Source organism: Cellulomonas sp. C5510, from assembly GCF_019797765.1.
In the GTDB taxonomy this organism is placed as follows: domain Bacteria; phylum Actinomycetota; class Actinomycetes; order Actinomycetales; family Cellulomonadaceae; genus Cellulomonas.
This window is the reverse complement of the sequence record NZ_CP081862.1, coordinates 1,646,495-1,667,052: the sequence shown is the minus strand read 5'-3', so window position 1 is coordinate 1,667,052 and position 20,558 is coordinate 1,646,495. Positions and strand designations below refer to the sequence as shown.

At 76.5% G+C, this 20,558-nt stretch carries 21 protein-coding genes; 8 read left to right on the top strand and 13 right to left on the bottom strand.

Annotation, left to right across the window (positions count from 1 at the left end):
• The first annotated feature begins 42 nt into the window (after positions 1-42).
• From K5O09_RS07820 to K5O09_RS19160, 7 genes are all read left to right on the top strand, one after another.
• Positions 43-345 (top strand): urease subunit gamma, encoded by a 303-nt coding sequence (locus K5O09_RS07820; RefSeq protein ID WP_222172201.1) that lies wholly within the window; start codon positions 43-45, stop codon positions 343-345.
• A gap of 17 nt (positions 346-362) precedes the next feature.
• The gene (ureB, locus tag K5O09_RS07815) at positions 363-713 is read left to right on the top strand and encodes an urease subunit beta (protein ID WP_222172200.1); all 351 of its coding nucleotides are present in this window, start codon (positions 363-365) and stop codon (positions 711-713) included.
• Positions 706-2,421, top strand: coding sequence for an urease subunit alpha (locus K5O09_RS07810; protein ID WP_222172199.1), 1,716 nt, complete (start codon positions 706-708; stop codon positions 2,419-2,421). Before ureB ends, K5O09_RS07810 begins: the two co-directional genes overlap by 8 nt.
• 5 nt (positions 2,422-2,426) lie before the next feature.
• Positions 2,427-3,167 carry an urease accessory protein UreF gene (locus tag K5O09_RS07805; RefSeq protein WP_255596198.1) on the top strand — a complete coding sequence of 247 codons (741 nt, stop codon included), beginning with the start codon at positions 2,427-2,429 and terminating at the stop codon, positions 3,165-3,167.
• Complete coding sequence (gene ureG / locus K5O09_RS07800) at positions 3,160-3,915, top strand: urease accessory protein UreG (RefSeq protein WP_222172198.1); 756 nt, start codon at positions 3,160-3,162, stop codon at positions 3,913-3,915. Before K5O09_RS07805 ends, ureG begins: the two co-directional genes overlap by 8 nt.
• Positions 3,916-3,939: 24 nt before the next feature.
• Complete coding sequence (locus K5O09_RS07795; protein ID WP_222172197.1) at positions 3,940-4,704, top strand: urease accessory protein UreD; 765 nt, start codon at positions 3,940-3,942, stop codon at positions 4,702-4,704.
• A 336-nt stretch (positions 4,705-5,040) separates the two neighbouring features.
• Entirely contained in the window at positions 5,041-5,172 is a 132-nt protein-coding gene (locus K5O09_RS19160) for a hypothetical protein (RefSeq protein WP_255596196.1), read from the top strand.
• A 27-nt stretch (positions 5,173-5,199) separates the two neighbouring features.
• Here the strand turns inward: K5O09_RS19160 and K5O09_RS07790 are convergent, their stop codons facing one another.
• Genes K5O09_RS07790 through K5O09_RS07745 form a run of 10 tightly spaced genes read right to left on the bottom strand, consistent with a single transcriptional unit; the run spans position 5,200 to position 16,348 of the window.
• Positions 5,200-5,823 (bottom strand): urea carboxylase-associated family protein, encoded by a 624-nt coding sequence (locus tag K5O09_RS07790; RefSeq protein WP_222172196.1) that lies wholly within the window; start codon positions 5,821-5,823, stop codon positions 5,200-5,202.
• Positions 5,824-5,854: 31 nt separating this feature from the next.
• Positions 5,855-7,396, bottom strand: coding sequence for a hydantoinase B/oxoprolinase family protein (locus K5O09_RS07785; protein WP_222172195.1), 1,542 nt, complete (start codon positions 7,394-7,396; stop codon positions 5,855-5,857).
• A gap of 14 nt (positions 7,397-7,410) precedes the next feature.
• Entirely contained in the window at positions 7,411-8,313 is a 903-nt protein-coding gene (locus K5O09_RS07780) for a U32 family peptidase (protein WP_222172194.1), read from the bottom strand.
• Positions 8,310-10,394 (bottom strand): hydantoinase/oxoprolinase family protein, encoded by a 2,085-nt coding sequence (locus K5O09_RS07775; RefSeq protein WP_222172193.1) that lies wholly within the window; start codon positions 10,392-10,394, stop codon positions 8,310-8,312. Before K5O09_RS07775 ends, K5O09_RS07780 begins: the two co-directional genes overlap by 4 nt.
• Positions 10,395-10,422: 28 nt before the next feature.
• Entirely contained in the window at positions 10,423-11,625 is a 1,203-nt protein-coding gene (locus K5O09_RS07770) for a hypothetical protein (protein WP_222172192.1), read from the bottom strand.
• Positions 11,622-12,470: a hypothetical protein gene (locus K5O09_RS07765; protein WP_222172191.1), complete on the bottom strand. Its 849-nt coding sequence runs from the start codon at positions 12,468-12,470 to the stop codon at positions 11,622-11,624. The genes K5O09_RS07770 and K5O09_RS07765 overlap by 4 nt, the downstream gene beginning before the upstream one ends.
• The gene (locus K5O09_RS07760; protein ID WP_222172190.1) at positions 12,463-13,830 is read right to left on the bottom strand and encodes a winged helix-turn-helix domain-containing protein; all 1,368 of its coding nucleotides are present in this window, start codon (positions 13,828-13,830) and stop codon (positions 12,463-12,465) included. The genes K5O09_RS07765 and K5O09_RS07760 overlap by 8 nt, the downstream gene beginning before the upstream one ends.
• A 3-nt stretch (positions 13,831-13,833) precedes the next feature.
• A complete protein-coding gene (locus K5O09_RS07755; RefSeq protein ID WP_222172189.1) occupies positions 13,834-14,604 on the bottom strand; it encodes an amino acid ABC transporter ATP-binding protein in 771 nt (256 codons plus the stop codon).
• Positions 14,583-15,500: an amino acid ABC transporter permease gene (locus tag K5O09_RS07750; RefSeq protein ID WP_222172188.1), complete on the bottom strand. Its 918-nt coding sequence runs from the start codon at positions 15,498-15,500 to the stop codon at positions 14,583-14,585. The genes K5O09_RS07755 and K5O09_RS07750 overlap by 22 nt, the downstream gene beginning before the upstream one ends.
• A complete protein-coding gene (locus K5O09_RS07745) occupies positions 15,500-16,348 on the bottom strand; it encodes an ABC transporter substrate-binding protein (RefSeq protein ID WP_222172187.1) in 849 nt (282 codons plus the stop codon). Before K5O09_RS07745 ends, K5O09_RS07750 begins: the two co-directional genes overlap by 1 nt.
• A gap of 336 nt (positions 16,349-16,684) precedes the next feature.
• Between K5O09_RS07745 and K5O09_RS07740 the strand changes: the two genes are divergently transcribed.
• A complete protein-coding gene (locus tag K5O09_RS07740; RefSeq protein ID WP_222172186.1) occupies positions 16,685-17,800 on the top strand; it encodes a pyridoxal phosphate-dependent aminotransferase in 1,116 nt (371 codons plus the stop codon).
• Positions 17,801-17,902: 102 nt separating this feature from the next.
• Here the strand turns inward: K5O09_RS07740 and K5O09_RS07735 are convergent, their stop codons facing one another.
• From K5O09_RS07735 to K5O09_RS07725, 3 genes are read right to left on the bottom strand one after another with little or no spacing between them, the layout of a single operon-like run.
• A complete protein-coding gene (locus K5O09_RS07735; RefSeq protein WP_222172185.1) occupies positions 17,903-18,931 on the bottom strand; it encodes a zinc-binding alcohol dehydrogenase family protein in 1,029 nt (342 codons plus the stop codon).
• A gap of 2 nt (positions 18,932-18,933) precedes the next feature.
• Positions 18,934-19,686, bottom strand: a complete 753-nt coding sequence (locus tag K5O09_RS07730; RefSeq protein WP_222172184.1) for a GTP pyrophosphokinase family protein — start codon at positions 19,684-19,686, stop codon at positions 18,934-18,936.
• A gap of 8 nt (positions 19,687-19,694) precedes the next feature.
• Positions 19,695-20,534, bottom strand: coding sequence for a universal stress protein (locus tag K5O09_RS07725; RefSeq protein WP_222172183.1), 840 nt, complete (start codon positions 20,532-20,534; stop codon positions 19,695-19,697).
• Between the last annotated feature and the right edge of the window lie 24 nt (positions 20,535-20,558).

Genomic DNA, 20,558 nt, shown 5'->3' with positions numbered 1-20,558 from the left:
CCCCGCACGGGCCTCGTCCCACCCGTGAACCACGGAGGCGCTGTGCACCTGACACCGGCCGACACCGAGAAGCTGCTCCTCGCCGTGGCGGGGATGGTGGCGCGCGACCGGCGGGACCGCGGCGTCCGGCTCAACCACCCCGAGACGGTGGCGCTGCTGACCACCTGGGTGATCGAGCGGGCCCGGGAGGGCGCCGGCGTCGAGGAGCTCATGGTGGCCGGCCGCGAGGTCCTCGGCCGCGACGACGTCATGGAGGGCGTCGCGGAGATGCTGACCGACGTGCAGGTCGAGGCCACGTTCCCCGACGGGCGCAAGCTCGTCACCCTCCACCACCCGATCGCCTGACGGACGGAGACCCCACCTTGGCCGCCCCCTCACGCTCCGGCCCCGGCGCCGTCCGGGTCGACCCCGACGCCGGGCCGATCACGCTCAACGCCGACCGGGCCCCGCACGAGCGTCTCAGCCTCGTCATCGAGAACACCGGCGACCGTCCCGTGCAGATCGGCTCCCACCTGCACCTGCCCGACGCCAACCCCGCGCTCGCCTTCGACCGCGCGGCCGCGCACGGGTTCCGGCTCGACGTGCCGTCCGGCACCTCGCAGCGGTTCGAGCCCGGCGCCTCGCGCCGGGTGGAGGCGGTCGCCCTGCGCGGCGCCCGCCGCGTCCCCGGCCTGCAGCGCGGCAAGGCGGACGGGGGACGCCTCGATGGCTGAGATCTCCCGCGAGCGGTACGCGGCCCTGTACGGGCCGACCGTGGGCGACCAGGTGCGCCTGGGCGACACCGACCTGTGGATCGAGGTCGAGCAGGACCTGACCGTCGGCGGCGACGAGGCGGTGTTCGGCGGCGGCAAGTCGATCCGCGAGTCCATGGCCCAGGGCACGACGACCCGGGCCGAGGGCGCGCCGGACACGGTCGTCACCAACGCGCTGGTGCTCGACTGGTGGGGCGTCGTCAAGGCCGACGTCGGCATCCGCGACGGCCGCATCGTGGCGATCGGGCGCGCGGGCAACCCCGACATCGCGGACGGCGTCCACCCCGCCCTGCGCATCGGCCCGAGCACCGACGTCATCAGCGGCGAGGGCCGCATCCTCACCGCCGGCGGCATCGACTCCCACGTGCACCTCATCTCCCCGTCGCAGGTCCACGAGGCGCTCGCCACCGGACTGACCACGCTGGTCGGCGGCGGGACGGGCCCGAGCGAGGGCACGAAGGCCACCACCGTGACCCCCGGCGCGTGGCACCTCGAGCAGATCCACCGCAGCCTCGACGCGCTGCCCGTCAACGTGCTGCTGCTCGCCAAGGGCAACACCGTGAGCGACGCGGCCCTCGCCGAGCAGGCGCTCGCCGGGGCGGCCGGGTACAAGGTGCACGAGGACTGGGGGTCGACGCCCGCCGCGATCGACGCCGCGCTGCGGGCCGCCGAGGAGTGGGGCCTGCAGGTCGCCCTGCACTCCGACAGCCTCAACGAGGCCGGCTACGTGCAGTCGACCCTCGACGCGATCGCCGGACGGTCGATCCACGCGTTCCACGCCGAGGGCGCCGGCGGCGGGCACGCGCCGGACATCCTCACGGTCGTGTCGCACCCGAACGTCGTCCCCGGGTCCACGAACCCGACGCTCCCCCACACGGTCAACACCGTCGCGGAGCACCTCGACATGCTCATGGTCTGCCACCACCTCAACCCGCAGGTCCCCGAGGACCTCGCGTTCGCCGAGTCCCGGATCCGCGCCACGACGATCGCCGCCGAGGACGTGCTGCACGACCTCGGCGCGATGTCCATCACCTCCTCCGACGCGCAGGCGATGGGCCGGATCGGCGAGGTCGTCACCCGCACCTGGCAGGTCGCGCACGTCATGAAGGCCCGGCGGGGCCGGCTCACCGGCGGACCCGCCGGTTCGGAGCGCGCCGACAACTGGCGCGCCCGGCGCTACGTCGCGAAGTACACGATCAACCCGGCCGTCGCGCACGGCATCGACGCGCACGTCGGGTCGGTCGAGGTCGGGAAGATGGCCGACCTGGTGCTCTGGCGGCCGGCGTTCTTCGGGGTGCGCCCGGAGGTCGTGCTCAAGGGCGGCGTGCTCGTGCGCGGGGCCCTCGGCGACCCGAACGCCTCGATCCCGTCGCCCCAGCCGGTCCTCCTGCGCCCGGCGCTCGGCGACGCGGTCGCGGCCCGCGCGTCGGCGTCCTTCGTGTCCCCCGCCGCGCTCGCCGACGGGCTCGCGGACCGGCTCGGCCTGTCCCGGACGCTGCTCCCCGTCGCCGACACCCGCGGGGTGGGCAAGGCGCAGATGGTGCACAACGACTACCTGCCCGCGCTCCACATCGACCCCGAGACCTTCGCCATCACGGTGGACGGCGACCTCGTCGAGCCCGCACCGGCCGAGCGGCTGCCGCTGGCGCAGCTGTACCAGCTGTTCTGAGCACGATGGCGGCGGCAGGCGCGCACGGCGGCGGCGGCGAGCTGATGCTCGCGCTGCTGGCCGACGCGCGCCTGCCCACCGGCGCGCACACCCAGTCCGGCTCGCTGGAGCCGGCGCTGCGGGGCGGGCTGCGCCCCGACCAGGTCCCGGCGTTCCTCACCGCCCGGCTCCGGACCGTCGTCCGGGTCGAGGCCGGGGTCGCCGTCGTCGCCCGGCACGTCGCGGCGCACCCGGACGGGGCGGCCGCCGCCGGGCTGGTCGCCGTGTGGCGGCACTGGGAGGCGCGCACCCCGAGCCGGGCGCTCCGCGACAGCTCGGTGCGGCTCGGGCGGGGGCAGCAGCGGCTGCTCACGGGTCTGTGGCCCGAGCACCCCGGGGTGGGCGCGCTGTCCGCCGCGGTCGCGCTCCGGCGGACGGCGGACCGCTCCCCCTCGGCCGGGCACCCGCCGCGTCCCCTGGTCGTGGGCGTCACGGCCGCCTGCGCCGGGCTGTCCGGCGCGCAGACCGCCCGGCTCGTCGCCTACGACGACGCGCAGACCGTCGCGGCCGCGACCCTCAAGCTCGCCCCGCTCGACCCCGTCGAGACGATCCGCTGGGTCGTCGACGCCCGGGACGACATCGAGACCCTGGTCGCGGAGGTCCGCGACCTGACCGACGCCGCGCGCATCCCCGCGAGCGGCGCCCCCCTGATCGAGCAGTGGGCCGAGACCCACGCCCGGACCGACGAGAGGTTGTTCAGTGCCTGAGACCACCACCGCCACCCCCGGCGTCGCCGCCCCCGCCGCGACCCGCGCGCTGCGCCTCGGCGTGGCCGGCCCCGTCGGGACCGGCAAGAGCTCGCTCATCGGCCTGCTCTGCCGGCACCTGTCCGCCGACCTCCAGCTCGGTGTCATCACCAACGACATCTACACCGACGAGGACGCCCGGTTCCTGCGCTCCGCCGGCGTGCTCGACCCGGAGCGGATCCGCGCCGTCGAGACCGGCGCGTGCCCCCACACCGCGATCCGCGACGACATCACCGCGAACCTCATCGCCGTCGAGGACCTCGAGGCCGACTTCGGCCCGCTCGACGTCGTCCTGGTCGAGTCCGGCGGCGACAACCTCACCGCGACGTTCTCCCCCGCCCTGGTCGACGCGCAGATCTTCGTGCTCGACGTGGCGGGCGGCGGCGACGTGGCCCGCAAGGGCGGCCCCGGCATCGGCCGCGCCGACCTGCTCGTCGTGAACAAGACCGACCTGTCCCCCTACGTCGGCGTCGACGTGCCGCAGATGATCGCGGACGCCGAGCGCGCCCGCGACGGCATGCCGGTGCTCGGCCTGTCCCGGGAGGACCCCGCGTCCATCGCGCATCTGACGGGGTGGGTCCGCACCGTGCTCGCCTCGCACCGGGCCGGGCAGCACGTCCCGCAGGACCCGGGCCCGATGGCGCCGCACTTCCACGCCGACGGCGAGGAGCACACCCACGAGCACGGCGACGAGCCGCATGCCCACTGACGCCCGCCGCCCGGCGGGCCGGCGGTGACCGGCCTGCCGGGCGCAGGTGCGCGCACCGTCGTCGAGGTGCACGCCGACCCGCACGGCGTGCGCGCCACGTGCCGGACCGCGACCGGCGCCCTGGCGGCGCGGGTGCTCCGCTCCGACGACCGCGGGGCGCACGTCGCCCTCGTCGCCAACCGCGCCCTGCTGCTGGCGGGCGACCACGTCACGATCGACGTGGTCGTCGGGCCCGGTGCGTGGCTGGAGATCGAGGAGGTGACGGGCACCGTCGCCTACGACGCGTCCGGGGTGCCGTCCTCCTGGTCGGTCGGCGCGCGGGTCGGCGCGGGCGGGACGCTCGTGTGGGACGCGCCGCCGTTCGTCGTCGCCACCGGGGCGCACGTGGAGCGGCGGACGGACGTGATGCTCGCGGCCGGCGCGGTCGCCGCGTGGCGCGAGGCGCTCGTGCTCGGGCGGACCGGCGAGGCCGGCGGGTTCGTGCGGTCGGCGACCCGGGTCACGCAGGAGGGCGCGCCGGTGCTCGTGGACGACGTCGTGCTCGGCGATCCGTGGTCCGACCTGGTGACGCGGGGTGACGCGCGCGTGCTCGACACGGTCGCCGTCGTCGGGCTGCGGCCCGCGGAGCCGCTGCAGGCGGAGCCGGCGGACGGCGTCACCGTGCTGGAGCTCGCCGGCCCCGGCGCCGTCGCGCGCGACCTGCGCGCCCACACGCACGACCCGGCGCTCGACGAGCGGTGGGCGGCGTGGCGGGGCGAGGCCGGCGCGGCGCGGCACACGGGCGTCTGACGTCCTCGCGCCGCGGAACGGGCCCGCTCTCCCGGCCGGAGACACCATCCGCGAGCACCCGGCGGTCGCGGTGGTCGACGGCGACACGGGCTCGGTCGCCTCCGCCTGGGACCGGAGGACCTGCGGGCCCCTCGCCGACTCCGTCTCGTCCGTGGTCCCCGACGCCGTCACCGGGGAGGTCCTGGGCACCGCGGTCACGATGCCGCGGGAGACGCCCGCAGGGGCCCGGCACGGTGGAGCCGGGGACCTCCGGCCCCGCCGTGCGTCCCGCGGCCGGACGTACCGTGGGAGGACCACCGAGGACAGCGGCCCACGGGAGGGGGCACGGCGCTGTCCGTGGGGCTGATGGGCGTCGCCGCGCTCGGCGCGGTCCCGCCGGTGCTCGGGGCCGTGAGCCAGGAGGCCGTCGACCTGATGGCGATCCTCGACGCCCTGCGGGCGCTGCGCCCCGGCGCCGACGAGCGGTGAGGCCCGCCGGCACCGGGACGCCGCGCGTCACTCGACGGTGACCGCCATCGGCGTCACGTGGTACGCGTTGCAGGGGTTGTGCTCCTCGGGGCAGTTCGAGAACCCGACGTACACGTCGCTGAGCACCTCCAGGACGATCCGGTCGCCCGCCGACGTGGTCGGCTCGACGATCTCCATGCGCCCGTCGGGGTGGTGGAGGATGTTCATGAACAGCGAGATGCACTGGTCCGGGTTGATGGCCGTGACGTCCAGGCCCAGCTCCTCCCAGTCCCCGATGAGGTTGTCCAGGCAGCCCCACGTCTCCTCGACGCCGTACCGGATCGCGTTGGAGTACCGGGTGCAGTAGCCGCCGGTCATGTTGTGGGTGCCGTTGTCGTCGTGCACGACGCGGAACATCGGGCGGCACCGGTCGGAGTAGATGGTGTAGCCCTGCTTCAGGTCCCACTTGCCCGACGAGACGCGGGTGAACATGGCGGACAGCCGCTCGTCGGGGTCGTCGACCATCGAGGCGATGAAGTCCATCACCTGCTGGCCCTCGAGGTCGGTGACGGTGACGCGCTGCCCGGCGCGCAGCTTGAGGGCGAGCCGGCCCTTCGGCGGCAGGACGGTGCTGCCGGGTGCGGCCCAGTCGGAGGTCGTGGTGGTGGTCATGTCGGAGGTCCTCTCGGTTCGGGGGGCGGGGTCAGGCGGCGCCGTAGCCGCCACCGCCGGGGGTGCGGAGCAGGATCCGGGAGCCGGGCTGCAGGGCGGTCCTGCCCTTCGGAGCGGGCACGTCGACGTCGTCCACGCGCAGCAGGCCGGTCGCGCCGTCCTGCCCGCCCGCCAGGCCGGGGGCGGCGTGCTCGATGCGCTCGGTGAGGAACACGATGTCCAGCGGCTCGTCGTGCACGGACCGCAGGACCACCTCCTGCCCCTCGCCGCCGGTCCACCGGCCGGCGCCGCCGGAGCCGCGGACGATCCGCTTGGCCTCGACGAGCACCGGCACCTGCGACTCGACGACCTCGACGGGGGTGTTCGAGACGTTCGACGGGGTGGACAGCGTCGCGTAGCCGTCCTGGCCCTGCGAGGCGCCCTGGCCGCCGTTGAAGCACAGCAGCGACGCGAACGGGCCGTCGGCGGCCTCGCCGCGGATGCCGACGACCCAGAACGGGGTGCCGGCGGCGGCCGAGACCCGGGTGGGCAGCGGGCCGAGCAGCGCGCGGGACAGCACCGCCGGGATGGCGTGCGCCGGGAAGTTGGCGGACACCGCGGCGGTCCTCGTCGGCTTGAGCAGGGAGCCCTCGGGCACCCGGATGGTGATCGGCCGCAGCGCGCCCTGGTTGTTCGGCACGTCGGGCGCGAGCAGGCACGCCAGCCCGTACCGGGTGTAGCCGTAGGTCGGGGACGCGGAGTTGATGCCGAACCGCGACTGCGGGGACGTCCCGGCGTAGTCGACCACCAGCTCGTCGCCGGCGACGTCCACCGTGACGTGGATCGTCTTCGGCTCCTCGAACCCGTCGAGGTCGACCGACGCCGTGTACCGGCCGTCGGGGATCGCGGCGATGGACCGGCGCACGGCCCGCTCGGTGGCGCCGCAGATGTGCTCGGCGGCCTCCCGCAGGTCGAGGTCGGGGTCCGCGTCGAGCATCGCCTGCAGCCGCCGCTCCCCCAGCGCGTTCGCCGCAACCAGGGCGTCGACGTCGCCGAGCACCTGCCCGGGCACCCGGACGTTGCGCGCGAGGATGCGGCGCACCAGGGCGTTCGGCACGCCCTCCTCGACGAGCTTCACCGGCGGCAGGCAGAAGCCCTCCTCGTACACGTCCTGCGCGAACGCGCCCTCGGACGTGCCGCCGATGTCGGACAGGTGGCAGATGCTCGCCACGTAGGCCACGATCTCGCCGTCGCGGAACACCGGCGTGACCGCGGTCAGGTCGGGCAGGTGGGTGTTGCCGAACCACGGGTCGTTCGTGGCGATCACGTCGCCGGGCCGCAGGTTCTGCTTGCCGAGCTCGGCGACCATCGCGGTCGCGGTGCCCGCCACGGTGCCGGTGAACACCGGCACGGACCGGCCGTACTCCACCAGCAGCGTGCCGTCGGCGGTCAGCACCGCGCAGGCCAGGTCGTTGGACTCCCGCACCACGGAGGAGAAGGCGGTGCGCAGCAGCACCGCGGCCATCTCGTCCGCGACGGAGATGAGGCGCTGCCACACGATCTGCAGCGACGCGGCGTCCCAGGTCGTCGTCATGGGGGTCTCCTTCTTCAGAACTCGGGCTGGTCGGACGCGACCGCCTCGGGGAGCAGGCGCCGCAGCACCTGGTCGTCGAGGAGGATCTGGCGGGCGACCGCGGCGAGCTCGCGCTCGGTGGGGGCGGTCTCGGCGAAGTCCTGCGCGGCGTTCCCGGACTTCAGGTAGACCGGCGCGCCCACGCGCACCAGCTCGGGGACGTCGTAGCCGCGCAGGAACCCGCCGGTCTGCCGGGGGTTGTCGGTGTGGAGGTCGAGCGGCACGGAGGTCGCGGCGCGCACCGCGGCGACCATCCGCACGTCGAGGTCGCGCTGGAGGTTGACGGAGTCCGCGCCCGCCTCGGCGAGCAGCAGCGCGTGCGCGGGGTTGGCGGCGCCCATGTTGGACGACGCCTTGAGCCGCAGGTCCGCCGGCAGCTCCCCGGCGGCGCGCAGCCGGTGCAGCACCAGGAGCAGCCCCTCGTCGAACACGAGGAACCCGCGCACGCCGAGGTCGACGGCGTGCGCGACGTCCTCCAGCCCCTGCGCCAGGTGGTCGGCGCCGCGCAGCCGGTACGCGCTGGCCGCGGCGACCGCGCTCGACGCGAGCTTCTGCCCGCCCACGTCGTGCAGGCCGCGCGGGCCGACCGCCATCCGGAGCTGGATGCCGCGCTCGCGCGCCACGGCGACCAGGTCGGTCACCTCGGCGTCCAGGTACCGCATCGTGCCGACCGTGTTGGTGACCTGGTGCAGCCGCACGCCCCCGGCGGCGAGCAGGTCGTGCAGGCGCGCGGTCGATGGGGCGTCCAGCGCGCCCGCGACCTCCCACTTGTACTGCCCGCCGTCGGCGAACCTCCCGGTGCTGGTCGCCGGGACGGCCGGGTCCTCCCCCGGCAGGCCCAGCCCCGTGAGCCAGGCGCGGGCGCGGTCCGGGCTCATGCGCCCACCTCCGTCAGCGGGACCTGCACGGCCGGCAGGTCGATGCGGATGTGCAGGTTGCCGTCGTCGTCGAGCCGCGCCTCGTCCCCGGGGCCGATCACCGCGGTCGACTCGGGGAGCTGGAGCACCGCCGGGCCGGTGACCGTGAAGCCCGGACGCTGCTCCAGCATCCGCAGCACCGGCGCCTCGACGGGACCGGTCTCCGGGAACCAGACGGTGCGGCTGCGGGCCGGGGCGGGCCCGTCGGCGACCGGCGGCACCGTGCGGACGAGCTCCGGCTGCGCGAACCGGCCGTACACCCGCACCCGCCACGTCACCACCTCCGCGCGGTCGTAGTCGGGCCGGGTGCCGTACACCCGGGCGTACTCGGTGGCGAACGCCTCCAGGTACTGCGCGGGGCCGTCGCCGTCCGCCACGGGCACCTCGATCTCGAAGCCCTGCCCGACGAATCGCATGTCGACGAACCGCTCGACGCGGTCCACGGGCTGCGCGAGCTCCGCGGCGGCCTGCGCCACCAGCCCGTCGTACAGGTCGGCGACCGTCCCGGGCTGCCAGCCGGCGAGCTCGGTCAGGTGCGTGCGGGACACCTCGACCATCGGCGGCGCCACCAGCAGCCCGGTCGCGGACAGCACGCCGGCCGCGGACGGGATGACGACCTCGCGCAGCCCCAGCGTGCGGGCCACGCGGGCGGCGTGCACCGGCGCGGCGCCGCCGAACGCCAGCATCGTGAACGTCCGCGGGTCGTGCCCCCGCTCGGTCGCGTGCACCTGCATGGCGAGGGCCATGTGCTCGTCGACGACGCGGACGACGCCGGCGGCCGCCGCGAGCGGGTCGTCGCCGAACGCCGCCCCGAGGTGCTCGACCATCGCGCGGCGCGACGCCTCGACGTCGAGCGACATCCGGCCGCCGAGGAAGTAGTCCGGGTCGAGGTAGCCCAGCACGATGTCCGCGTCGGTGACCGTCGGGCGGTCGCCGCCCAGGCCGTAACCGGCCGGGCCCGGGCGGGAGCCGGCGGAGTGCGGCCCGACCTTGAGCAGCCCCAGGTCGTCGAGCGCGGCGATGGAGCCGCCGCCCGCGCCGATCTCCAGCATGTCGACCACCGGCATGCTGACCGGGAGGCCGGACCCGGCCTTCAGCCGGTGCACCCGGCCGACCTCGAACCCGTGGTGCACCGTCGGCCGGCCGCCCTCGATCAGGCAGACCTTGGCGGTGGTCCCGCCCATGTCGAAGGCGATCAGCCGGTCCAGGCCGAGCCGGCGCCCGACGTACGCCGCGCCGATCGCGCCGGCCGCCGGGCCGGACTCCAGCAGCCGCAGCGGGTGCTCGCGGGCGGTGGGCGTCGAGATCACGCCGCCGTTCGACTGCATGAGCACGAGCGGCTGGTCGATGCCGAGCCGGCCGACGGCGCGCTCGATGTCGGCGAAGTGCTCCCCGGCGACGGGCCGGACGTAGGCGTTGGCCAGCGTCGTCACGGTGCGCTCGTACTCCCGGATCACCGGCACCAGGTGGCCGGACAGCGTCACCGGCACGCCCGGCAGCCGGTCCGCGAGCACCTTGCCCACCGCCTCCTCGTGCGCCGCGCTGGCGTAGGAGTGCAGCAGGCACACGGCCACGGACTCCACGCCGAGCTCCGCGAGCCGGTCCGCGATGCGGGCCACCTCGTCCAGGTCGAGCGGGGTGGCGACCGAGCCGTCGGCGCGCAGCCGCTCGGTGACCTCGAACCGCTGCGCGACGGGCACGAGCGGCTCCGGGAGCTTGAGCTGGGCGTCGTACAGGTCGTACCGCCACTCGCGGCCGATCTCGAGGGTGTCCCCGAAGCCGCGGGTGGTCAGCAGGGCGGTGTCGGCGCCGCGGCGCTCGATCAGCGCGTTGGTCACCAGGGTGGTGGCACCGACGACGGAGTCGCCGACGGCGTCCGCCCCGGTGCCCGCCGCGTCGAGCACCTGGCGGATGCCCTGCTCGATGGCGCGGCTGAAGTCGTCGTAGGTGGTCAGGCACTTGCCCAGCCAGGCACGGCCGGACACGTCGTCCAGCAGCACCAGGTCGGTGAAGGTGCCGCCGATGTCGAAGCTCACTCGCACGGGTCGCTCCTCGCGGAGGTCGAAGGGGTCAGGGGGTGGGTGCGGGGTGGTCCGTCGGCGGGCGGGGAGGCACGAGCAGCACGGGCTGGCGGTCCGGGACGGGGCTCACGCGACCACCACCGGGTACGCGAGGACGGGCAGGACGAGGCCGAGCTGGCCGCCGCGCTGCGTCCGGGCGAGCGCGGGGACCCCCCGCGGCGCGGCAGCACGCAGCGCGGCGTCGAACCCGACTCCCGCGGCGGCCCCCAGCAGGGCGGGGGCGGCGCGCACCGGCGAGGTGGCCCGCGTGCAGCGCCGCGACCTCGCCCGCCGCGCCCACCGCGGCCGCCACGAGCGCGAGCGCGCGCACCCGCCGGGCGGGCAGGGGGCCGAGCAGCAGCCGGGCGCCCCCGGCGCTCAGCATCACCAGGCCGGTGGTCGCCCCGGCGACGGTCGCCGCTCCCCCGGCGAGCCCGGCGACGACGCCCGGGAGGGTCGAGGAGAAGAGCCCGAGGACGCCGGTGCAGAGGAAGGCCAGGAGGGCGGGCAGCGCCGCGCGCGCGGGGGCGGCGGAGGGCGCGGACCCGAGAACGGCGGCGGGCGCGGGCGGAGCGGCGAGCGCGGACGCGGGCACCGGCACTCCGGGTGCCGACTCCGCCTCCACGTGGACCGCCGACGACACCGCCACCGGCGCCCCGGCCGCCACGCCGGCCACCTCGACGCGCCGCACGAGCAGCGCCGCGGCGGGCAGCAGCACCAGGCCGACGCCGAGCACCGCGGGCCGCGTCCACCCGGCGGCGGCGAGGCCGCCCGCGAGGAGGGCGCCCGCCCCGACGGCGCCCAGCACCGCCGCGGTCGCGACCGCCGTGCCCCGCGGGTGCCGCGCGATCCCCGCGGTCGCCAGCGGCGTGAGGGCCCCGAGCGCGATCCCCGTGACCACCCGCCCGGCGAGCAGCAGCGCGAACCCGCCGGGTGCGGGCGCGGCGACGAGCAGCACGGCGCCGGCGGTGTCCAGCAGCAGCAGCGCCGCGACGGCCCGCCCGGTGCCCGCCCCGGACGCCCGCGCCGCCGTCCCGGGCCGGGCGACGACCGTCATCGCGGCGACCTGCGCGACGCCGTGGGCGGCGAACAGCACCGCCGTGGTCCACCGCGACCCGGTCTGCTCCTGCACGAGGTGGTACCAGGCGGACGGGAACGCGGAGTACGCGCCGGCGGCGGCGAGCGCCACGGCGAGGCGGGTGGTGCCCGTCATGTCCGCACCCCCGGCAGGCAGGCGGCGAGCGCGACGTCGCAGACGGCGGAGCCCGCGACGTCGAGCAGCACCGGTCCGCGCGGCCGCTCGACGAGCCCGGCCAGCAGGCGCGGCACCGCGGGTGCCTCGGCGCCCGGCCGCACCTGGTCGTCCAGCACCGGGACGCCCGGCTGCCGGTGCCACGTGCGGGCGCCGTCCAGCGCGACGACGGTCGCGTCCGGCGCGAGCGCCGCGACGTCCGCCACGGGTGACTGCGCGCCCGTCGCGGAGAACGCCCAGTCCGCGTCGGCGAGCACCGCCGCGTCCGTCGCGATGCGCAGGTCCGGCACCCGGGGCGCGAGCTCGGCGTGCAGCGCCCGCGCCGAGGCCGCCGTCCGCACGAGCACGCGCACGGCCGCCGCCGGCTCGGACGCCAGCAGGGCGTCGAGGACCGCGCGGTTGGTGGCCCCGCAGCCGACGAACGCGACCGCGCGCGGCGGCCGGCTCGACGCCGCCCGGGCCACCGCGACGGCGGTCGCCGCCGTGCGCACCCGCGTGAACGCCATGCCGGCGACGACGGCGAGGGGTGTGCCGTCCGACGCGTCGGACACCACCACGGTCGAGGTGGACGTCCCCGGCCGGCCCGGCGCGCCCGGGGCGTACGAGGCCCACTTGGCGGCGGCCAGCCCCAGCCGCGGCACGACGCCGGCCAGCGAGAGGAAGAACGCACCGGGCCCGGTGGGCAGCACGGCCTTCGGCGCCTGCGACGCCGCCCCGGTGCCGAGGTCCGCCAGGCAGCGACCGACCTCGGCGACCACCGCGGGCAGGCTCACGCCGGCCACGTCCACGTCCGTCAGCTCACGCACCGGCCACCTCCCCGGGCGCACGGGCGTCCAGCGCCGCGTCGCGGGTGCGGGCCTCGACGGCCAGGGCGACGACGGCGGCGACGGTCCGCAGGTACGCGGAGCGGGCGGGCGGGAACGCCCGGGGCGCCCGGCTGACGAACGCCAGGTCCCCCCACACGCGACCGTGCACGTGCAGCGGGAACATCACGCACGCGTGCAGGTCCTCCGCGGTGGACATCCGGGCGGTCACGGGGAACCGCTTGGACAGCCGCGTCATGTCGGACATCTGGACGACCTCGCCGCGGGCGTACACCTGCGAGCCCATGAACCCCTCGCTGACGGGGTGCCCGGTCGCGATGGACTGCCGCCACCGCGCCGACATCCCGGCCGACGCCACGAGGCGGGAGAACCCGCGTCCGGCGTCGTCGACGTCGAGCCGGAACACCGTCGCCGCGTCGCCGAAGCCCCGCGTCACGGCCCACTGCACGACGGTCTCGGCGACGGTCGCCGCGTCCTGCGCGGCGGGCAGCGTGTCGATGAGCGCCTGGAGCGCGTCGGCCTGGGCGTTCAGCACGGCGATCGCCTGCCGGAGCCGCTCCTCGCTGCGGTCCTCGCCCAGCTCGGCGACGGGCTGGAGGAACTGGTAGCCGAGGCCGCGCGCGGACCCGATCCACCGCGGCGCGCGCGGCGGGTCGCCGATCTTGCGGCGCAGCCGGCCGACGTGGATCCGCAGGGTGTTCCGGACGTCGCCGTGCCGCCACCCCCACACCTGCTGGGCGATCTCGTGGTGCCCCGCGACCTGCTGGGCACGGCCCATGAGGTAGGCCAGCAGGTCGAACTCGGTCTGGCTGAGCTGCACCGGCTCGTCGTCGACCAGGCAGCGCCGGGCCTGCAGGTCCACGCGCATGGGCCCCGCCTGCAGCCACCGCACCTGCAGCAGCGCGTCACCGGCCGCGCTGCGCCCGAGAGCCGTCAGCCGCGCCACGACCTCGCGGGCGCCGGCGCGGGGCTCGACGACCAGGTTCGCGCCCGCACCGAGCAGCGTCAGCTCCTCGTCGGGGGTGACATCGGTCGCCACCACGGCGACCGGGAACGAGCCGGCCGTCCGCAGCTGCCGCACGGCGTGGTGCACCCACGCGAACGTGCTGCCCCCGACGAGCACGATCCGGGTGTCCCGGACCGACGCGACGTGCGCCGCCCGCGTGACGTCGTCGTGCACCGCCGTCGGCCACTCCGTCCGGCCCGCCCGGCCGCGCAGCCGCGACGCGGGCGACCCCGGCTCCGCGCAGAGCACGGCGGGGCTGAGCACCGCGAGGTCCTGCGGGCCGAGCGCGCGGCCGAGGCCGGCCTCCAGCGGCGTCGGGGACGTGGGGGCCGCCACGGCTCAGAGCACCTTCGACAGGAACGCGCGGGTGCGCTCGTGGGTCGGTGCGCCCAGCACCTGCGCGGGCGGGCCCTGCTCGACGATCAGGCCGTCGGACATGAAGGCGACCTGCGAGGCGACCTCGCGGGCGAACGCCATCTCGTGCGTGACGACGATCATCGTCATGCCGTCGGCGGCGAGCCCGCGCATCACGTCGAGCACCTCGCCCACGAGCTCCGGGTCCAGGGCGGACGTCGGCTCGTCGAACAGCATGAGCTCCGGCCGCATCGCCAGGCCGCGGGCGATGGCGACGCGCTGCTGCTGGCCGCCCGACAGGCTGCGCGGGTAGGCGTGCGCCTTCTCGGCCATCCCGACGCGCGTCAGCAGGTCCATCGCGGTCGACACCGCGGCGTCCCGCGAGTACCGCCGCACCCGCATCGGCGCCTCGATGACGTTCTGCAGCACCGTCATGTGCGGGAACAGGTTGAAGTGCTGGAACACCATGCCGATGTCGGCGCGCTGCGCGTGCACGGCCTTCGGGGGCAGCTCGTGCAGGCGGCCGCCGCGCTCCTCCATGCCGATGAGCCGGCCGCCGACCACCACCCGGCCCGCGTCGGGCCGCTCCAGGTGGTTGATGCAGCGCAGCAGCGTCGACTTGCCGGAGCCGGACGCGCCGATCAGGCAGAGCACCTCGCCGGCGCGCACGTCGAGGTCGACGCCGCGCAGCACCTCGTGGGAGCCGAACCGCTTGCGCAGCTCGCGGACCTGCACTAGCGCCTGGGGAGCAGCCACCGGGCCCACCTTCCGTTGCGGGTGACGTCGTCCGGGGTCCGGCGGAACCCGGCGCCGAGCCGGGCCTCGACCCGGGACTCCACGGCCGTGAGCGCGGTCACCACGACCAGGTACCAGAGGCAGACAACGATGAGGACGGGGATGGTCTCGTACGTGCGGGCGTAGATGAGCTGGCCGGCGTACAGCAGCTCCGGCAGCGCGATCACCGACACGACGGACGAGTACTTGAGCAGGCCGATGGCCTCGTTGGCGGCCGGCGGGACGATGACGCGCAACGCCTGCGGCAGCACGATCCGGCGGAACGTGTCGAGGCGCCCGAGCCCCAGCGCGTGCGCCGCCTCCGTCTGCCCCTTGTCGACCGAGATGATCCCGGACCGGATGATCTCGCCGAGGTACGCGGCCTCGTTGAGGGCCAGGCCGAGGATCGCGGCCGTCCACGGGGTGATGAGGTCGTTCGTGCTCGCCGACCACAGCGTGGGCCCGAAGGGCACCCCGATGCTGACCGTCGGGACCAGGATCGCCAGGTTGTACCAGAGGATCAGCTGCACCAGGACCGGCGTGCCGCGGAAGAACCAGACGTACACGCCGGCGGTGCCGCGCAGCAGCGGGCTGGTCGACAGCCGCATCGTCGCGAGCACCAGCCCCAGCGCCGCGGCGATGACCGTGCCGATGAGCGTGAGGAGCAGCGTCGTGCGCAGGCCGGCCAGGATCCGGGGGTCGAACACGTAGCCCGCGACGACGTCCCACTGGTAGTTCGGGTTCGTGACGAAGGACGAGACCACCGCGACCGCGAGCACCGCGACCACGGCCATGCCCACCCAGCGCCACGGCCTGGGCCGCGGGACGACGACGTTGTCGGCGCCCCGCGGCGGCAGGGTGAGGTCCGGACGGGTCATCAGAACGGCGACCCGTTGACGATCGGCTCGTCCATCGCCCGCGACGGGATGCCCCAGTCCTCGAGGATCGCGGCGTAGGTGCCGTCCGCCATGATCGCCGCGAACGCCTCCTCCACCTGGGCCGTGAGGTCGCTGTCCTTCGGGAACGCCGCCGCGAAGTAGCCCTCGTTGAGGTAGCCGCCGGACGTCTTCAGGTCGTCGGGGCTCTGGGACAGGATGTACGCGTTCGCGGCCGAGTCGTTCGGCGTGATGTCGATGCGGCCGGACTTCAGCGCCAGGACGGTCGCGTCGAGGTCGGCGAACTCGTTGACGGTGATCGCCGGCTCGCCTGCGTCCGTGCACGCGGTCGAGGCGTCGGCGAGCAGACCTGCCTCCAGCGCGCCGCCGGGGATGCCGACGACCTCGCCGCACAGGTCGTCCATGGACGCGACGTCGCGGAAGTCGGAGCGGGTGAGGAAGGTGTTCTCCGCCAGCAGGTAGTCCACGAAGTCGACCGTCTGCTGGCGCTCCTTGGTGTCGAACATGCCCGTGAGCGCCATGTCGTACCGGCCGGACGCGAGGCCCGGGATGATCGTGTCGAACCCGGCGCTGGTCATCTCGACCGGCCGGCCGAGCTGCTCGGACAGCGCGGCGGCCAGGTCGACGTTGATGCCCTCCCAGGTGGAGCCGTCCTCGCCGAGGAAGTTGTACGGCAGCAGGGAGGGGTCGGCGGCGGCGACGACCGGGTCGCCGCCCGCGCTCGAGGAGGGGGTGTCGCCGGTCGCGTCGGCGGAGCCGGAGCAGGCCGAGAGGCCGAGCGCCAGCGCCGCGGCGCCGGCCACGAGGAACCGCGTGCGGGAGGTGCGCATGGGAACTCCGTTCGGGGCGGGTCGAGGGTCAGGTGGGGGGAGGGATCCCGGCACCGGGGCGCCGCCCGCAGGGGGTCGGCCGGTGCCCGGCGTGCCGTGGTGACCATGAGACGGACCGGGTGTTACGACCGCGTGACGCTGGACGTTCCGGGCGGTTTCGACGCGGCGGAACCGACACGTTCCCGACACGGAGGGCTTCCTACGATGGCCGGGACGCCCTTCCCCGCGGTCGGGCCGACATGTTCCCGACGCACGAGAGGCCCCTCGGTGCCCCCCACTCCCCCGACGCCGCCCGCCCCGGCCCCCTCGCCCGCCGCGGGTGACGCGGTCGCCCGGATGATGGCGACCGAGACCGCCCCGGACGAGGTCGACCTCTCGATCGGCGAGCCCGACCAGCCGCTCCCCGACGTCCTGGTGGAGGCGGCCGTCGCGAGCCTGCGCGCCGGGCGGACCGGCTACACGCCGAAGCTCGGGCTGAGCGGGCTGCGTGCGCTGGTCGCCGACGACGTCGCCGCCGGGACCGGGTTCCGGCCGGATCCCGCCGACGTCGTCATCACCGTCGGCGGCACGGGGGCGGTGGCGGTCGCCCTGGCCGCGACGTGCGCCCCCGGGGGTGCGGCGGTCGTGCCCGACCCGGCGTGGCCGAACTACCGGGTGCTCGCTGACCGCCTCGGGATCGCGGTGCTGCCCTACCGGCAGGGTCCCTCCGGCGACGGGTTCGCCGACCTGGGTGCCGTGGAGGCGGGGCTGCGGGCGGGCGCCCGCCTCGTCGTCGTGAACTCCCCGAGCAACCCCACGGGTGCGGTCGCCTCGGCGGGTCTGCTCCGGGAGGTGGTCGCGCTCGCACGGGAGCACGACGCCTACGTGCTGTCCGACGAGGCCTACGAGGCCGTCGTGTTCGCGGGCGGCCGCGCCCCGTCACCGCTCGCGGACGGCGGCCACGACCGCACGCTCGCGGCGCGCACCTTCTCCAAGACCTGGTCGATGACGGGCCTGCGGGTCGGCGCCCTGGTCGCTCCGCCCGCGCTGCGGGAGGCCGTCGCCGCGCTCCACGGCACCACGGCGGGCTGCGCGCCCGTCACGGCCCAGCTCGTCGCCGCCGAGGCGCTGCGGGCGCTGCCCGACCGGGGCGCCGAGCTGGCGGCCGTCTACCGGGCGCGGTTCGAGCGGGCGGTGCGCCTGCTCGGGCCGTGGGCCCCGCGGGAGCCGGTCGCCGCGCTCGGCGGGTTCTACCTGTGGGTGGACGCGCGGCGCACCGGGCGCACCAGCACCGAGCTCGTCGCCGCCCTGCGCGGCCACGGCGTCGTCGCCTCGGCCGGCACGGTCTACACCGCGCAGGACGGCTACGTGAGGCTCGCGCTCACCGCCCCGGACGACGTCCTGGACACGGCCCTCGCGACGGCTCGGACGACGCTCGACGCGCTCGCCGCCGAGGCTCCGGCGCCGCGCTGACGGCGCGCCCCTCCCCCCGCTGCCGCACCGACACCCCCGGCGCGGCGGCGCTCAGGGCGCGCTCCGGGTCGGCAGGTCGTGAGGGGCCGGCGGCACCGGCCGTCACCTGGTCGCCCGCGCCCGGACGGCGCCGGCCGCGCGGTCCGGTCCGGGGACCAGCACAGCCGCCCCCGCGAACCGCCCGGCGCGCAGGTCCGCGAGCGCCGCGTCGGCGCGGTCCACCGGGTACGGCACGGCGTGCACGCGGACACCGGCCCGCGCGGCCTCCGCGAGGAACGCCCGGCCGTCCTCGCGGGTGTTCGCCTCGACGGACCGCAGCGTCCTCTCGTGGAACAGGTGGCGCCGGTAGTCGAGCGGGGGGACGTCGCTGAGGTGGATGCCGGCCACCGCCACGGTGCCGCCGGGTCGGACGGCGGCGAGCGCGACCGGCACGATCTCCCCGGCCGGCGCGAACACGATCGCCGAGTCGAGCGGCTCCGGCGGGGTGCCGGTCGCCCCGCCGGCGGACGCACAGCCCAGCTCGAGCGCGAGCCGGCGGGCGTCCGCCCCGCGCGTGAGGACGTGCACCCGCGCGCCGCGGGCGAGCGCGACCTGCGCGGTCAGGTGCGCGGAACCCCCGAACCCGTACAGGCCGAGCACGCCGCCGGCGGGCAGCTCCGCGCGGGACAGGGCCCGGAAGCCGATGATCCCGGCGCACAGCAGCGGCGCGTGCGTGGCGGGGTCCAGGTGCTCCGGCCAGCGGTAGGCGTAGGCGGCGGGCACGGTCGCGTACTGCGCGTACCCGCCGTCGGCGTCCCAGCCGGTGTAGCGCGACTCCCGGCAGAGGTTCTCGCGCCCCGCGCGGCAGTCGGCGCACCGGCCGCAGGTGTGCCGGAGCCAGGCGATGCCGGCGGCCTCCCCCGTCGCCCACCCGGTGACCTCGCTCCCGGCGTCGACGACGCGTCCCACGACCTCGTGCCCGGGGACGACACGCGGGCGGTGGGGCGGCAGGTCCCCGTCGAGCACGTGCAGGTCGGTGCGGCAGACGCCGCAGGCCTCGACGCGGACCAGCAGCTCCCCGGGACCCGGGGCGGGTACGTCGCGCTCCACGCGCGCGAGCAGGCCGGGAGACCGCACTTCCCACGCCCGCACGGTCACCACCCTCCCGAGGCCGCGGCGGCGTCACCGGCGGGCGGTGTCGTCCGCGCACCGGCGGGGTGCTCCGAGCGCGCGGCGCGCCACGCGGCGACCTCCGCGCGGACCCGGTCGAGCTGGCGGTCGAGCCGGTCGGCGCGGTCGGCCGCCGACCGCATCCGCGCCCGCACGTCCTCGGGGAGGCCCGCGTGCGCGAGGTCGTCGCCGAGCGGCCGCCGGAGCGCGTCCCACGCGTCCATGACCACCGTCAGGACCTGGACCTCGACGGTGCGGGTGCCGGGGCCGCCCGGCAGCCGGACCGGCACCGCGAGCACGGCGTGCAGGGTGCGGCAGCCGGAGACCGGCGGGTGGGCGAGGTGGTCCTCGACGGCGAGCAGGCCGGTGCCGGGCTCCGTGAGCAGCGCGCCGAGCACCGGCCGCACCGCGCGGCGGGACGTGCAGACCAGCCGGACGCCCGCGACGTCGGTGACCCCGCGCCGCAGCGCGGCCGGCGAGAGCTCCAGGCCGCGGTGCACCGCGGTGGCGACGATGCTCTCCGGGCTCCGCACCCGCCACGTGACGCGCTCCACCGGGTCGGCGCCGTGCAGCGCGCCGAGCCGGGCACGGACGGAGGCGACACGGCGGAGCGTCTCGTCCACGGCCAGCCGGGCGTCGGCGCGGAGCAGCGAGACGTCGCCGCGCAGGCGCAGGGACGCGGCCCGCGCGAGGTCAGCCTCGTGGCCGTCCGCGCGGGCGGCGGCGGGGCGGTCCACCCGGCACCTCAGCCACGCACGACGAGCACGGGGCAGGGCGAGTGCAGGACGACCGCGTGGCTCGTCGAGCCGAGCAGCATCCGCGACACGCCGTGCAGCCCCCGGCTGCCGACCACCAGCAGGCGCGCGCTGTCGGCGGCGGCGAGCAGCGCACCGGCCGGGTCGGTCTCGACGAGGCGGCGGCGGACCTCCAGGCCCGGGTGCTCCTCCTCGAGCCCCGCGGTCGTCGCCTCCAGGACGGCGCGGGCGTGCGCGTGCGTGGCGGACCCGAGGTCGGGCGGCACGCGGACCGCCCACAGCAGCGACGCCTCCTGCCAGGCGTGCACGACGTCCAGGACGCCGCCCGTGCGCGCCGCCTCGACGGCCGCCGTGCGGACCGCCGCGGCGCTCTCGGCCGAGCCGTCGGTCCCCACGACCACACGGTCGGAGGCGGGACGGGTCAGCGGCGGGACGACGGCGGCCGGGCACTGGGCGCCCGCGACCACCTGGTAGGCGAGGGAGCCGGAGAACACCCGCTGCGCGGGCCCGAGCCGCCGCGTGCCGACCACGACCAGCGCGGCACCCGCCGAGCGCTCCGTGAGGCTGCGCGCGGGGGTCTCGAGGTCGATCTCGGTGCGGGCCTTCAGGTCGGGGACCTGGGCGCAGACGCGCTCGGCCTCCCGCTCGAGCATCTCCCGGACGCCTGCCCGCACGGCCTCCTCCCAGACCTCGCCGTACCCGGCGCGCGGCCGGCCCACGGCGTGGACGAGCACCAGCTCGGCACCACGCGCGGCTGCCTGCTCCCCGGCCCAGTGCACCGCGCGCTCGCTCGACAGCGTGCCCGCGACCCCGACGACGACCTCGGTCATGATGCCTCTCCCCTCGATGCGGAA

Bases quoted from the DNA above. Each gene is read 5' to 3' on its own strand.
- K5O09_RS07810 (WP_222172199.1), top strand. From the start codon at position 706: ATGGCTGAGATCTCCCGCGAGCGGTACGCGGCCCTGTACGGGCCGACC.
- K5O09_RS07805 (WP_255596198.1), top strand. From the start codon at position 2,427: ATGGCGGCGGCAGGCGCGCACGGCGGCGGCGGCGAGCTGATGCTCGCG.
- K5O09_RS07790 (WP_222172196.1), bottom strand. From the start codon at position 5,823: ATGACCACCACCACGACCTCCGACTGGGCCGCACCCGGCAGCACCGTC.
- K5O09_RS07785 (WP_222172195.1), bottom strand. From the start codon at position 7,396: ATGACGACGACCTGGGACGCCGCGTCGCTGCAGATCGTGTGGCAGCGC.
- K5O09_RS07780 (WP_222172194.1), bottom strand. From the start codon at position 8,313: ATGAGCCCGGACCGCGCCCGCGCCTGGCTCACGGGGCTGGGCCTGCCG.
- K5O09_RS07770 (WP_222172192.1), bottom strand. From the start codon at position 11,625: ATGACGGGCACCACCCGCCTCGCCGTGGCGCTCGCCGCCGCCGGCGCG.
- K5O09_RS07750 (WP_222172188.1), bottom strand. From the start codon at position 15,500: ATGACCCGTCCGGACCTCACCCTGCCGCCGCGGGGCGCCGACAACGTC.
- K5O09_RS07745 (WP_222172187.1), bottom strand. From the start codon at position 16,348: ATGCGCACCTCCCGCACGCGGTTCCTCGTGGCCGGCGCCGCGGCGCTG.
- K5O09_RS07740 (WP_222172186.1), top strand. From the start codon at position 16,685: ATGATGGCGACCGAGACCGCCCCGGACGAGGTCGACCTCTCGATCGGC.
- K5O09_RS07725 (WP_222172183.1), bottom strand. From the start codon at position 20,534: ATGACCGAGGTCGTCGTCGGGGTCGCGGGCACGCTGTCGAGCGAGCGC.